Genomic DNA, 12,939 nt, shown 5'->3' on the forward strand with positions numbered 1-12,939 from the left:
GTGCCGCTGGAAGAGTCCCGCGCATGGATATCCCCAACATGGGCGTGCCGGCCAAGCTTGCCGACCGCATGAGCATGGCCGAGCAGCACGAGTACCTGCGGGCCCGTTTCTCCCGCCGCCGGATGCTGCGCGCCGGTGCCGTGACCGTGGGCGCCGTCGCCGTCGGCGGCGCGCTGGGCAGCGGGACGGCCTTCGCCGCCCCGGCCGGCCCGCAGCTGCTGACCGGTGGCACGACCAGCGGCATCGACGGCGCGCTGGTCGCGCCGACCGGCCGTCACCTCCAGTTCGGCCCCGAGCCGGACACCCAGTTCCGCGTCTCCTGGCAGGTGCCGGCCCCGGTCAAGAAGCCGTTCCTGCGCTTCGGAAAGACCCCGTGGGAGCTGAGCCACAAGGTCCAGGCCGAGGTCCGCGCCCTGCACACCCCGGCGCTGACCCCGAACGGCCAGCCGGTGGACCAGTACTACCTGCACGTGGCGCTGGAGGACCTGCGCCCCGACACCACCTACTACTACGGTGTCGGCCACGAGGGCTTCGACCCGGCCTCGCAGCAGCAGATCTCCACCCTGCACACCTTCCGCACCGCGCCCTCCCGCGACCACCGCTGGGGCAAGGTGTACGAGCCGTTCACCTTCACCGCCTTCGGTGACCAGGGCGTCAGCGCGCACGCGGCCGGCAATGACCACATCATCAAGGCCCAGAACCCGGCCTTCCACCTGCACGCCGGCGACATCTGCTACGCCGACCCGGCCGGTTCCGGCACCGACCCGGACAAGTCCGTCTTCAACGCGAAGACCTGGGACGACTTCCTGGTGCAGACCGAGACGGTCGCCGCCGAGATCCCGTGGATGGTCGCGTACGGCAACCACGACATCGAGGCCTGGTACTCGCCGAACGGCTACGGCGGCGAGAACGCCCGCTTCTTCCTGCCGAACAACGGCCCGGACCCGCGCGCCGTCCCCGGCGTCTACACCTTCCGCTACAAGAACGTCGGCGTCGTCTCGCTGGACGCCAACGACGTCTCCTACGAGATCCCGGCCAACCTGGGCGTCTCGGCGAACAAGCAGACCAAGTGGCTGGAGCGCACCCTCAAGGACCTGCGCAACGACGAGACCGTCGACTTCGTCGTGGTCTTCTTCCACCACTGCGCCTTCTCCACCACCGTCGCGCACGCCTCCGAGGGCGGTGTCCGCGAGGCCTGGGTGCCGCTGTTCGAGAAGTACCGGGTGGACCTGGTCATCAACGGCCACAACCACATCTACGAGCGCACCGACGCGATCCTCGGCAACAAGGTCTCGAAGCAGGTGCCGAGCGGCGCCACCATCGAGCCGGCCAAGGACGGCGTGGTCTACGTCACCGCGGGTGCGGCCGGCCGCAGCCTGTACAAGTTCGACGTGCCGGACACCTACGAGGGGCACGAGAACCACCAGGACGAGGTCAAGACCTACTACTGGAGCAAGGGCAGGGTGAAGACCCCCGAGACCATCCAGTGGTCGCGGGTGCGCTACACCGGCTACTCCTTCATCAAGGTCGACGTCACCCCGAAGCACCTGGGCCAGAAGTCGGTCATGAAGGTCACCGCGCTGGCCGAGGACGGCACGCAGATCGACAACTACACGATCCTGCGCACGGTCGGCGAGGGCTGGGACTCGAACCGCGACGACGACGGCCAGGGCGGCGGCTGGGGCTGGTAGTCCCCGAGCGGCCGGCGCTCCCCGGACGCGCCCGACGGGCCCCGGCGGTGAGGGAGGACCTCAGCGCCGGGGCCCGTACATGATGACGCCGACCCCGGCCAGGCAGACCAGCGCGCCCAGCACGTCGTAGCGGGTCGGCCGGAAGCCGTCCACGACCACGCCCCACAGCAGCGAGCCGGCCACGAACACCCCGCCGTACGCGGCCAGCACCCGGCCGAAGTTGCTGTCCGGCTGCAGGGCGGCCACGAAGCCGTACGCGCCGAGCGCCACCACCCCCAGGCCGGCCAGCCACCACGGCCGCTGCTCGCGCACGCTCTGCCAGACCAGCCAGCAGCCGCCGATCTCGGCGACGGCGGCGAGGACGAACAGGGCGACGGAGCGAAGGACGGTCATGCGGCCGAGCCTAGGGCGTGTCCCGGGGCGTCAGCTCTGGCGGTACGTGGCCAGGAAGCGCCCGATCCGGTTGACGGCCGTCTCCAGGTCGTCGGCCCGGGGCAGGGTGACGAAGCGGAAGTGGTCCGGGCGCGGCCAGTTGAAGCCGGTGCCCTGGACGACGTGGATCTTCTCGCGCAGCAGCAGGTCCAGCACGAACCGCTCGTCGTCGACGATCCGGTGCACCGCCGGGTCCAGCCTGGCGAAGGCGTACAGCGCGCCCTTGGGCTTGACGCAGCTGACACCGGGGATCTCGTTGAGCGCCTTGACGGCGATGTCGCGCTGTTCGGTGAGCCGGCCGCCGGGCAGCACCAGGTCGTTGATGGACTGGTGGCCGCCGAGCGCGGCCTGCACGGCGTACTGGGCGGGCACGTTGGGGCACAGCCGCATGCCGGAGAGCATGGTCAGGCCCTCCAGGTAGTCGGTGGCGTGCTGCCGGGGGCCGGAGACGACCAGCCAGCCGCTGCGGAAGCCGGCCACCCGGTAGGACTTGGAGAGGCCGTTGAAGGTGAGCGTCAGCACGTCGTCGGCCAGGGCGGCCAGGCAGTGGTGCTCGGTGCCGTCGTAGAGGATCTTGTCGTAGATCTCGTCGGCCAGCACCATCAGGTGGTGGCGGCGGGCCAGGTCGAGGATGCCCTCCAGCAGTTCCTTCGGGTAGACGGCGCCGGTGGGGTTGTTGGGGTTGATGACGACGATCGCCTTGGTGCGGGCGGTGATCTTGGCGGCGATGTCGTCCAGGTCCGGGTACCACTCGGCCTCTTCGTCGCACAGGTAGTGCACGGCCTTGCCGCCGGCCAGCCGGACCGCGGCCGTCCAGAGCGGGTAGTCGGGCATCGGCACGAGGACCTCGTCGCCGTCGTCGACCAGCGCGGTGACGGCCATCTGGATCAGCTCGGAGACGCCGTTGCCGAGGTAGACGTCGTTGACGGTGACGCCCTGGACCCCGCGCTGCTGGTAGTACTGCACCACCGCCCGGCGGGCCGGCAGGATGCCGCGCGAGTCGCTGTAGCCGTGCGCCTTGGGCAGGTTGCGGATGATGTCCTGGATGATCTCCTCGGGCGCCTCGAAGCCGAACGGGGCCGGGTTCCCGGTGTTCAGCCGCAGCACGCTGTGCCCGGCCTCCTCCAGGGCGTTGGCCTGGTCGACCACCGGGCCCCGGATCTCGTAGCACACGTCATTGAGCTTGCTGGACTGTCGAAACTCCATCTGCGGCCTCCCGACCGTCACCACCGCTCCGTTGCTTCAGCTTTGTTCTACCAAGTGTGTACTTGGAAAGTCCAACCTCTTGGCTATGCTGATCCGCATGTCACGCCGAAGCTACGACCAGTACTGCGCCGTCGCCCGCGCCCTGGACGCGGTGGGGGAGCGCTGGAGCCTCCTGATCGTCCGTGAGCTCCTCGGTGGCCCGCGCCGCTACACCGACCTGCACGCCGACCTGCCCGGCGTCTCCACCGACATCCTGGCCGCCCGGCTCAAGCAGCTGGAGGCCGAGGAGCTGGTGACCCGCCGCCGGCTGGAGCGGCCCGCCAACGCGACGGTCTACGAACTGACCGGGCGGGGCCGTGAACTGCGGCCGGTCGTCGAGGCGCTGGGGGAGTGGGGGCTGGCCGCCCTCGGCGAGCAGCGGCCCACCGACGCCGTGCGCGAGCACTGGTTCACGCCCCGCGGGGCGGAGGAGCCGGCGGCGGTCGCGGCCGGCTGACGACCGCGGGCGCGCCCGGGTCGCCCGGACGGGGCGGCGGCAAGGCCCCCGTCGCCGACCGCCGCCCCGTGTGCCCTCAGTGTGTCCCGGGCCGATGAACGAACGATCGGCGTGCGATGAGCGCCGGGGCCCGTCGCCGCCCCGGACGGGCACGCACGTACGATCGTCGGATCGTCGGACCGCCGGAGTCGTTCCAGGAGAGCGGAGGCCAGCCCGTGCCCACCCCCTACCGCAGCTATGTCGCCGTCGGCGACTCCTTCACCGAGGGCATGGGCGACGACCTGTTGCCGGACGGCCACTACCGGGGCTGGGCCGACCGGGTCGCCTCGGCACTGGCCGCCGAGCACGCCGCCGAGCATGCCGACGCGCAGCCCCCGGACGCCGGCTTCCGGTACGCCAACCTCGCCGTCCGCGGCAAGCTCATCGGCCAGATCCACGACGAGCAGCTCGCCGCCGCCACCGCGATGGGGGCCGAGCTGGTCACCCTGGCGGGCGGCCTCAACGACGTGCTGCGCCCCGGCTGCGACATCGACGAGGTCGAGCGGCTGCTCGGCCGCTGCGCCGCCGGGCTGCGCGCCACCGGCGCCACCGTCGTGCTGTTCACCAGCACCGACCCCACCCGGCGCATGGCCGGCAGTGCCCGGCTGCTGCCCGCCATCCTGCGGATGAAGGCCTTCGTCCAGGAGCTGGGCCGGCAGGACGGCTTCGCCGTGGTCGACCTGTTCTCCGCGCCCTGCTTCGACGACCGCCGGCTGTGGGCCGAGGACCGCCTGCACCTCTCGTCCGAGGGCCACCGCCGGGTCGCCGCGGGCGTGCTGGAGGCGCTCGGCCGCCCCGCGGCCTTCGACTGGCGCGCCCCGCTGCCCGCCGCCGCCCCGGCCGGCCGCGCCGAGCGGCTGCGCGAGGACGCCCGCTGGCTGGGCACCCACGTCGGCCCGTGGATCGGCCGCCGCCTCACCGGCCGCTCCTCCGGCGACGGCCGCCCGGCGAAGCGGCCGGAGCTGCTGCCGTACCGCTGAGGCCCGCTCGGCCGAGGCCCGCTACCCCTCGGCGCCGGCGCCCGGCGCGTCGAGGACCAGGCTCGCCATCGGAGCGTGGGTGGTCCAGCCCATCGCCTCGTAGAGCGCCCGTCCCTCCGGCGTGCCGACCAGTACGCCGGTGCGCGCGCCCCGCTCGTGCGCGGCGCACTGGAGCGTCCGCATCACCAGGACGCCCAGGCCCCGGCGGCGGTGCTCGGGCACGGTGGTGATCTGGTCCGGTACGGCCACCGGGCCGGCCAGGCCCGCCTGGCCGCGCGCGGCGAGGTGCCCGTCCCCGGTGCGCACCAGCACCCGGAGGACCCCGCCCCGCTCCCAGGCGGTCACGGTGTACCCGGCCGGGACCTCGGGCCGCTCGGCGGCGAGCGGCACGCTCATCAGGAAGCCCGGCGCGTCCAGACGCCACCGTTCGTCCAGCCAGGGGCGCACGGTGGCGTCCTCGGCGAACAGCTTCAGCCAGGTGGTCGGCGCGGTGACGGTCTCGGCGAGCTTGCGGACGTCGGCCTCGGTCGGTTCCGGCAGCACGTGCCGGCCCACCTCGCCGGCCGGCGCGCCGACGTCGATGCTCCAGCCCCAGGGCTGGTCCACCGGCTCGGCGGAGCCGCGCGAGACGGCCCAGCCCGAGATCCACATCCGGACCAGGTCCCTGGTGTCCGGTTCCCGCATGTCGCCCACCCCCGTGTGTAATGGTCTCAAAGGCGGTGCACAGCTTACCGGCAGCGGGGGCCGTCGGGCCAGTAGGATTTCCGGGTTCACGGTGCCACCCGGCGCCGGCTGCTGGAAGGACCCCGGAACGTGCGCGAGACCGAGCCGCCGCAGGACCCCACGGCGGCCGCGCCGACCCCGCTGGAATCCGACTGCGGCAACTGCTTCGGCCTCTGCTGCGTCGCGCTGCCGTTCGCCGCCGGCAGCGACTTCGCCATGAACAAGGCGGCCGGCAGCGCCTGCCACAACCTGCGGACCGACTTCCGCTGCGGCATCCACGCCCAGCTGCGCGACCGGGGCTTCCAGGGCTGCACCGTCTACGACTGCTTCGGCGCCGGGCAGCGGGTCTCCCAGGTGACCTTCGGCGGCCGCAGCTGGCGCGAGGAGCCGGACAGCGCCAAGGCGATGTTCGACGTCTTCCCGATCGTGCGGCAGCTGCACGAGCTGCTCCGCTACCTCACCGAGGCGCTCACCTTCGACGCCGCCGCTCCCGTCCACGACGAACTGCGGCAGGCGCTGGAGCGGACCGACCGGCTGGCCGGCGGCACCCCCGAGGAGATCCTCGCCGTCGACGTCCCGGCCCACCGGCAGCAGGTCAGCGAGCTGCTGCTGCGCGCCGGTGAACTGGTCCGCGCCGCCGTCCCGCGCCGCCGCGAGCTCCGGGGTGCCGACCTCTTCGGTGCCCGCCTGCGCGGCGCCGACCTGCGGGGGGCCAACCTGCGCGGCGCCCTGCTCGTCGCGGCCGACCTCTCCGGCGCGGACCTGCGCCTCGCCGACCTGGTCGGCGCCGACCTGCGGGACGCCGACCTGGCCGGCGCGGACCTCGGCACGGCCCTCTTCCTCACCCAGGCCCAGCTCAACGCCGCCCGCGGCGACGCCACCACCCGCCTCCCGGACGGCCTGACCCGGCCCGCCCACTGGCCCGAGACCGCCCCGGCCCCGGCGGCCGGCGGCCGGGCCGGAGGAGGGGCCGGGCCCCGCTCCGGCAAGGGCGGCAGGGCGGACGGCCGGTCCGGCGGGGGTTCGGGCAAGGGCGGGGGCTCGGGCAAGGGCGGTGGCCGCTCCGGGCAGGGCGGCCGGCGCGGGTAGCGCTACTGGCCGACCCGGCCGTCCACGCGCTCGCGCAGCAGATCCGCGTGGCCGCAGTGGCGGGCGTACTCCTCGATCCGGTGCACCAGCAGCTCCCGGATCGAGACCGCGTTCCGCCCCACCCGCTCGCCCAGGTCCCGGTGGCCGTCCAGCGCCGCGTCCAGTGCGGCCTGTTCGCGCTCCAGGTCGCGGAACGCGGCCTCCACCACGGCCTGCTCGCCGACGGCCTCGTCGAAGTCCGCGTCCCGCCCGCCGTACAGCTTCGGCAGCGGTTCGTCGTCGGTGATCCAGTTCCGCCAGTCCCGTTCCACCTCGGCGAGGTGCCGGACCAGTCCGAGCAGCGACATCGTCGACGGCGGCACCGAGCGGCGGGCCAGCTGCTCCGGGGTCAGGCCGTCGCACTTCATCCGCAGGGTCAGCCGGTAGTTCGTCAGGAAGTCCTGGAGTGTGGCGAGTTCGCCCTCGGGGCCGGGGTCGCCGGTGTGGCGGGGGTCGTCGTCCGGGTCGGCCCACATGTCGGGGTGGACGGTCGCCTCGGTCCATCGCGCGGTTTGTTCGGTCATGGCGTGCATCGTCGTGCGCGACCGTTCCTTCCCGCCACCGGGTTTCGCGCGTCGACGCGCCCTCGCGGACGGCCGCCTCCGGACGGCCGCCTCCGGAGGGCTCAGCCGGTCAGCAGGCGGGCGCGCAGGGCGGCGGTCTGCTCCCGGTCGATGCCGAGGGTCCCGGTGAGGTAGGCCTCGACCGAGCCGTAGCGGTCGGCGAGGTCGGCGAGGGTGAGCCGGATGACGGCCTCCGGGGCGCGCCCGAAGGCGGGCCAGCGCAGGGTGCGGCCGGGGTGGGCGGCGTGCCAGTCGGCGACGAAGTGCGGGGTGGCGAGCTCGGTGAGGGCGAAGTCGGCGGCGATCTCGTCCTCGCCGACGCCGAGCAGGGTGAGCAGCAGGGCGGCGATCAGCCCGGTGCGGTCCTTGCCGGAGGCGCAGTGGAAGACCACCGGGGCGTCGGCGGCCGTGATCACGTCCAGGGCCTGGCGGATCTCCTTCACCCCGTCCTCGGCGACCTCGGCGAAGCGGTCGGCGAGGTAGCGCCACGGGTCGAGCTCCGGGTCGATCTCGGCCTGGTCGTACGGGCGGTGCTCGATCGAGAGGTTGTGGTACTCCAGGCCCTCGAACGCGGGCACCCGGCCCTTGGCGGCGATCTCCCAGGGGTAGCGCAGGTCGATCACGGTCCGCACGCCGAGGGCGTGCAGCCGGTCGAGGTCCGCGGGGGAGCCGAGCTTGCCGAGCGAGTCGGAGCGGTACAGCAGCCCCCACCGGACGGAGCGTCCGCCGGCGGCCGCATAGCCGCCCAGGTCGCGGAAGTTGTGCAGGGCATCGAAGGAGTGGTGACGCGTCGTCATGCGCGCACTCTAGTCAGCGGCGGGCCGCTCGCCGCGGGGTGGGCCGTAGCCGTGGGCGAGCAGGCCGAAGGCGCCGGTGGCGTCCCCGACGGCCTCGGCGTACAGCCCGTCGGCGGTGCGGCCGTCCCGGATGCGGCGCCAGTTGTGCAGGGCGAGGACCCGCTGGGTGGCGGTGACCTGGGCGGCGAGCAGGGTGGCGGTGAGCTCCTGCGGCCCGGGCAGGCCGGGGCTGGCGCGCAGCGCCTCGGCCAGCGACTGCTCGGCGCGGGCCACGTACTCGCCGACCCGGGCGGCCAGGCTGGGGGTGCCGTGGACCAGGCCGGTGAAGGCGAGCACCGCGGGGTGGTCGTTGAGGCCGGTGACCGGGTCGCGCCGGGTGAGCCCGGCCAGGAAGTCCCGCAGCAGCGCGTCGAGCACCGGTTCGCCGGGCGGCCGGGCGCGGACCACCTCGGCGGCCTGTTCCTGGTGGTCGGCGAAGCGGTGGACGACCAGGTCCTCCTTGGTGGGGAAGTAGGAGAACAGCGTCGGTTTGGAGACCTCGGCGGCGGCCGCGACGTCGGCCACCGACACCCGGTCGAAGCCGTGCTCCAGGAACAGCGCGATGGCCGCCTCGGAGATGGCCCGCCGGGTCCGCTCCTTCTTCAGCTCCCGCAGTCCCGTCATGCACCTCAGGCTAGCAGTGGGGATTGACCGGGACAGGTTTTGGACCCGGTCCTCCGGCGGGCGTGTCCGGCCCGGGAGGGCCGCCGCCGGGTACGGCGGACGGACCCTAGGCGCTGCGGTCGGCGAGCACCTCGCGGACGACGTGGCGGGCGTTGGCGGTCAGCGCCTGGTCGGTGTGGCGGTAGTACGGGATCGTCACCAGGGCGATGGAGAACGCCCAGGCGCGGCCGCGGGCCCACATCGCCTCGTCCGCGTGCAGGGCGGCGCGGAAGGCCGGACGGGCGGCGGCGGGCAGCAGGTTCCAGGCGACGATCAGGTCGGCGGTCGGGTCGCCGACGCCCATCAGGGCGAAGTCGATGACGGCGGAGAGCCGCCCGGTGGGGGCGAGCAGCAGATTGCCCGGGGTGAGGTCGCCGTGCATCCAGACCGGCGGGCCGGCGTACTCGGGCAGCCGAAGCGCCTTGTCCCACAGGGTGGTTGCGGCGCCCGTGTCGATCGAGCCGGAGAGCTGGGCGATGGCCGCGCGGGTGGCGCCGTCCCGGGAGGCGAGTGGGGTGCTGCGCTGGGAGGGCGGGGCGCCGGCCGGGTCGACGGCGCGCAGCGCGTTGACGAAGCCGGCCAGGTCGCGGGCCAGGGCCTGGGGCGCGGCCAGCGCGTTGACGGCCGGGTTGGCGCCGTCCAGCCAGTGCAGCACCGACCACTCCCACGGGTAGCCGGCGGCGGGCCGGCCGACCGCGAGCGGCGCCGGGACGGGCAGCGGCAGCCGCGGCGCCAGCCGGGACAGCCACTGCTGCTCCCGCCGCAGGCCCCCGGCGGCCCACTCCACCCGGGGCAGCCGGACGGCGAGTTCGGGCCCGAGGCGGAACATCGCGTTGTCCGCCCCGGGGGCGGGGACCGGGGTGATCGGAAGGCGCTCCCACTGCGGGAACTGGACGGAGATCAGCCGACGGACCAGGGTCGCGTCGACCACCGGCCCGTCGGGGTGCATCCGGGTGGCAGCGCACATGCCCGGCAGCGTACAGCGCTGGTCGTTACCGTTCAGCCCGATTCCCGAACTGCGCACATTCCGAAGGCCATTCGAAAGCGACCGGCGGACGATCAGTCGAAGGTGACCCGCACCCCGATGGTGCCGCCCTTGCCGAAGCGCAGCACGTTGGCGGTCAGCGCCACCGCGCACAGCAGCCCGTACTTGCGCCGCAGCAGCTTCCGGTAGGCGGGCGCCCGGTCCGGGTCCAGCACCGCGGCGGCCGGCACCTGGGCGCCGAGCAGGTTTCCGCGGATGTCGCTCGGCCCGACCAGCACGTCCGAACGGTTGCGCAGGCGCTTGACCTTGCCCGTCTTCGTGACGGTGGTGAAGACCAGCGCGTCACCGTCGCGCGCGACCCACACCGGGGTGGCGACCGGAGTGCCGTTCCTCCGGTACGTGGTGAACAGCAGGTACTTGGCGGCGGCGAGCCGCTCCAACTCGGCGGCGGCATCCAGAGTGTCCATGCCCGCCAGCCTAGGAAGCGGCAACTGGGCCCCGCTCAAGCCTCGGTGGAGCCGCCCGGCACGGCACCGGACGGCGCGCCACGCCCGGCCGTCCCGGGTGCGGCCGGGCGTCGTCGTCGGCACCTGCCAGAATGCAGGGCGTACGGCGCAAGCACTGATGGAGAAGGTGACCGGCTTCGTGACCACGGCAGTCGAACAGGTGGCCCGGCAGGCCCAGCAGGCGATCGAGCGGAAGATCGCCGAGGAGCTGGGTGTCCGCGAGGGGCAGGTGAAGGCTGCGGTCGACCTGCTCGACGGCGGCGCGACCGTCCCCTTCGTGGCCCGCTACCGCAAGGAGGTCACCGGTTCCCTCGACGACGCCCAGCTGCGCGCCCTGGAGGAGCGGCTGCGCTACCTGCGCGAACTGGAGGACCGCCGGGCGGCCGTCCTGGAGTCGATCGAGGCCCAGGGCAAGCTGGACGACGCGCTGCGGGCCCGGGTGCTCGCCGCCGACTCCAAGGCCCGGCTGGAGGACATCTACCTGCCGTTCAAGCCGAAGCGGCGCACCAAGGCGCAGATCGCCCGCGAGGCCGGCCTGGAGCCGCTCGCCGACACCCTGCTGACCGACCCGGGCCAGGACCCGGCCGCGCTGGCCGCGCGGTACCTGAACGAGTCGGTCGCGGACGGCCCCGCCGCGCTGGAGGGCGCCCGGGCGATCCTGGTCGAGCGCTTCGGCGAGGACGCCGACCTGGTCGGCTCGCTGCGCGAGCGGATGTGGACCCGCGGCCGGCTGGTCGCCCGGGTCCGCGACGGCAAGGAGGGCGACGGCGCCAAGTTCGCCGACTACTTCGACTTCGCCGAGCCGTACACCCGGCTCCCCTCGCACCGCATCCTGGCGATGCTGCGCGGCGAGAAGGAGGAGGTGCTCGACCTCGACCTCTCCCCGTACGACGGCGAGTCCGAGGGCGACCTGCCCGGCGAGAACGACTACGAGCAGCGGATCTCCGCCCGTTTCGGCATCGCCGACCGCGGCCGCCCGGCCGACAAGTGGCTCGGCGACACCGTTCGCTGGGCCTGGCGCACCCGCATCCTGGTCCGGCTCGGCATCGACCTGCGCGCCCGGTTGCGCGCCGAGGCCGAGGAGGAGGCGGTGCGGGTCTTCGCCGCCAACCTGCGCGACCTGCTGCTCGCCGCCCCGGCCGGCACCCGCGCCACCATGGGCCTGGACCCGGGCTTCCGCACCGGCGTGAAGGTCGCCGTGGTGGACGCCACCGGCAAGGTCGTCGCGTACGACACGATCTACCCGCACCAGCCCGCCAACAAGTGGGACGCGGCCCTGGCCACCCTGGCCGCGCTGGCGGCGAAGCACGGCGTCGACCTGGTCGCGATCGGCAACGGCACCGCCTCCCGGGAGACCGACAAGCTCGCCGAGGACCTGCTGGGGCGCCACCCCGAGCTGAAGCTCACCAAGGCGATGGTCAGCGAGGCCGGCGCCTCGGTGTACTCGGCCTCCGCGTTCGCCTCGCAGGAGCTGCCGGAGCTGGACGTGTCGATCCGCGGCGCGGTCTCGATCGCCCGCCGGCTCCAGGACCCGCTGGCCGAGCTGGTCAAGATCGACCCCAAGTCGATCGGCGTCGGCCAGTACCAGCACGACCTGAGCGAGGTGAAGCTCTCCCGCTCGCTCGACGCCGTGGTCGAGGACTGCGTCAACGCCGTCGGCGTGGACGTCAACACCGCCTCGGCCCCGCTGCTCACCCGGGTCTCCGGGATCACCGGCACGCTGGCCGACAACATCGTGGCGCACCGCGACGCCAACGGCCCGTTCCGTACCCGCAAGCAGCTCAAGGACGTCTCCCGGCTCGGCCCCAAGGCCTTCGAGCAGTGCGCCGGCTTCCTGCGCATCCCCGGGGGCGCGGACCCGCTGGACGCCTCCAGCGTGCACCCCGAGGCCTATCCGGTGGTGCGCCGGATCCTGGCCGCCACCGGCGGGGAGCTGGGCGAGCTGATCGGCAACGGCGAGCGGCTGCGGGCGCTGCGCCCGGCGGACTTCGCCGACGACACCTTCGGCGTCCCGACCGTCACCGACATCCTCGGCGAGCTGGACAAGCCGGGCCGCGACCCGCGCCCGGCCTTCCGCACCGCGACCTTCAAGGAGGGCGTCGACAAGATCGGCGACCTGGAGGTCGGCATGGTGCTGGAGGGCGTGGTCACCAATGTGGCCGCCTTCGGCGCCTTCGTGGACGTGGGCGTCCACCAGGACGGGCTGGTGCACGTCTCGGCGCTGTCGAAGAACTTCGTCAAGGACCCGCGCGAGGTGGTCAAGCCCGGCGACATCGTCAAGGTCCGGGTGCTCACGGTGGACGTGCCGCGCAAGCGGATCGGGCTGACCCTGCGGCTGGACGACGAGGTCGGGCGCGAGCGCGGCGGCGACCGGGGTGACCGGGGTGACCGGGGCGACCGCCAGGGCCGCCCGCCGCGCCAGGAGCGCCGCGGCGGCGGTCAGGGCAGCCAGGGCAACCAGGGCGGTCAGGGCGGCCGTGGCGGCCAGGACCGGCGCGGGAGCGGTGACCGGGCCAACGACCGGGGCGGCTCCGGCGGCGGTGCGCCCGCCAACAGCGCCATGGCGGACGCGCTGCGCCGCGCGGGCCTGACCGGCGGTGGCGACGGAGGCCCGGGCGACCGGCGCTCCGGGCGGCGCTGAGCCGGGACGGACGGATCACGGCCGGGGCCGGTCGACGCGTACCACCGCGT

Annotated in this window: 11 protein-coding genes and 2 pseudogenes; 5 read left to right on the plus strand and 8 right to left on the minus strand. The window is 73.8% G+C overall.

The window, feature by feature from the left end; translation table 11 throughout:
• The first annotated feature begins 23 nt into the window (after positions 1 to 23).
• Positions 24 to 1,691 carry a fibronectin type III domain-containing protein gene (locus ACFVVA_RS40085; protein WP_387695613.1) on the plus strand — a complete coding sequence of 556 codons (1,668 nt, stop codon included), beginning with the start codon at positions 24 to 26 and terminating at the stop codon, positions 1,689 to 1,691.
• A gap of 60 nt (positions 1,692 to 1,751) precedes the next feature.
• On the opposite strand, the gene ACFVVA_RS40090 is transcribed toward ACFVVA_RS40085, so the two are convergent.
• Positions 1,752 to 2,084 (minus strand): YnfA family protein, encoded by a 333-nt coding sequence (locus tag ACFVVA_RS40090; protein WP_359912267.1) that lies wholly within the window; start codon positions 2,082 to 2,084, stop codon positions 1,752 to 1,754.
• Between the two features lie 30 nt (positions 2,085 to 2,114).
• Positions 2,115 to 3,329, minus strand: a complete 1,215-nt coding sequence (locus ACFVVA_RS40095) for a pyridoxal phosphate-dependent aminotransferase (RefSeq protein WP_380538651.1) — start codon at positions 3,327 to 3,329, stop codon at positions 2,115 to 2,117.
• Between the two features lie 97 nt (positions 3,330 to 3,426).
• Between ACFVVA_RS40095 and ACFVVA_RS40100 the strand changes: the two are divergent.
• Both ACFVVA_RS40100 and ACFVVA_RS40105 read left to right on the plus strand, forming a co-directional pair.
• Positions 3,427 to 3,780: pseudogene (locus ACFVVA_RS40100) on the plus strand (winged helix-turn-helix transcriptional regulator); the annotation flags it as partial.
• A gap of 260 nt (positions 3,781 to 4,040) precedes the next feature.
• Complete coding sequence (locus tag ACFVVA_RS40105) at positions 4,041 to 4,844, plus strand: SGNH/GDSL hydrolase family protein (RefSeq protein WP_387695614.1); 804 nt, start codon at positions 4,041 to 4,043, stop codon at positions 4,842 to 4,844.
• Positions 4,845 to 4,865: 21 nt separating this feature from the next.
• Here ACFVVA_RS40105 and ACFVVA_RS40110 read toward each other — a convergent pair whose 3' ends face one another.
• Positions 4,866 to 5,528 carry a GNAT family N-acetyltransferase gene (locus ACFVVA_RS40110; RefSeq protein WP_387695615.1) on the minus strand — a complete coding sequence of 221 codons (663 nt, stop codon included), beginning with the start codon at positions 5,526 to 5,528 and terminating at the stop codon, positions 4,866 to 4,868.
• Between the two features lie 129 nt (positions 5,529 to 5,657).
• Here ACFVVA_RS40110 and ACFVVA_RS40115 point away from each other — a divergent pair.
• Positions 5,658 to 6,488, plus strand: a pseudogene (locus tag ACFVVA_RS40115) (pentapeptide repeat-containing protein); the annotation flags it as partial.
• A 170-nt stretch (positions 6,489 to 6,658) separates the two neighbouring features.
• Here the strand turns inward: ACFVVA_RS40115 and ACFVVA_RS40120 are convergent.
• The 5 genes from ACFVVA_RS40120 to ACFVVA_RS40140 all read right to left on the minus strand — a co-directional run bounded on the left by ACFVVA_RS40120 (position 6,659) and on the right by ACFVVA_RS40140 (position 10,209).
• Positions 6,659 to 7,219 (minus strand): DinB family protein, encoded by a 561-nt coding sequence (locus tag ACFVVA_RS40120; protein WP_387695616.1) that lies wholly within the window; start codon positions 7,217 to 7,219, stop codon positions 6,659 to 6,661.
• A gap of 101 nt (positions 7,220 to 7,320) precedes the next feature.
• Positions 7,321 to 8,055: a tyrosine-protein phosphatase gene (locus ACFVVA_RS40125; RefSeq protein WP_387695617.1), complete on the minus strand. Its 735-nt coding sequence runs from the start codon at positions 8,053 to 8,055 to the stop codon at positions 7,321 to 7,323.
• Positions 8,056 to 8,064: 9 nt separating this feature from the next.
• Positions 8,065 to 8,718, minus strand: a complete 654-nt coding sequence (locus tag ACFVVA_RS40130) for a TetR family transcriptional regulator (RefSeq protein ID WP_387695618.1) — start codon at positions 8,716 to 8,718, stop codon at positions 8,065 to 8,067.
• 106 nt (positions 8,719 to 8,824) lie between these two features.
• On the minus strand, positions 8,825 to 9,724 hold the full coding sequence (locus ACFVVA_RS40135) for an aminoglycoside phosphotransferase family protein (protein ID WP_387695619.1): 900 nt from the start codon (positions 9,722 to 9,724) through the stop codon (positions 8,825 to 8,827).
• A 92-nt stretch (positions 9,725 to 9,816) separates the two neighbouring features.
• Positions 9,817 to 10,209 carry a PPOX class F420-dependent oxidoreductase gene (locus tag ACFVVA_RS40140; protein ID WP_359912243.1) on the minus strand — a complete coding sequence of 131 codons (393 nt, stop codon included), beginning with the start codon at positions 10,207 to 10,209 and terminating at the stop codon, positions 9,817 to 9,819.
• 178 nt (positions 10,210 to 10,387) lie between these two features.
• Here ACFVVA_RS40140 and ACFVVA_RS40145 point away from each other — a divergent pair, with 178 nt between their 5' ends.
• Positions 10,388 to 12,889 carry a Tex family protein gene (locus ACFVVA_RS40145; RefSeq protein WP_387695620.1) on the plus strand — a complete coding sequence of 834 codons (2,502 nt, stop codon included), beginning with the start codon at positions 10,388 to 10,390 and terminating at the stop codon, positions 12,887 to 12,889.
• The last annotated feature ends 50 nt before the right edge of the window (positions 12,890 to 12,939 follow it).

Source organism: Kitasatospora sp. NPDC058048 (genome assembly GCF_042885555.1).
Lineage (GTDB): Bacteria > Actinomycetota > Actinomycetes > Streptomycetales > Streptomycetaceae > Kitasatospora > Kitasatospora lactacystinica.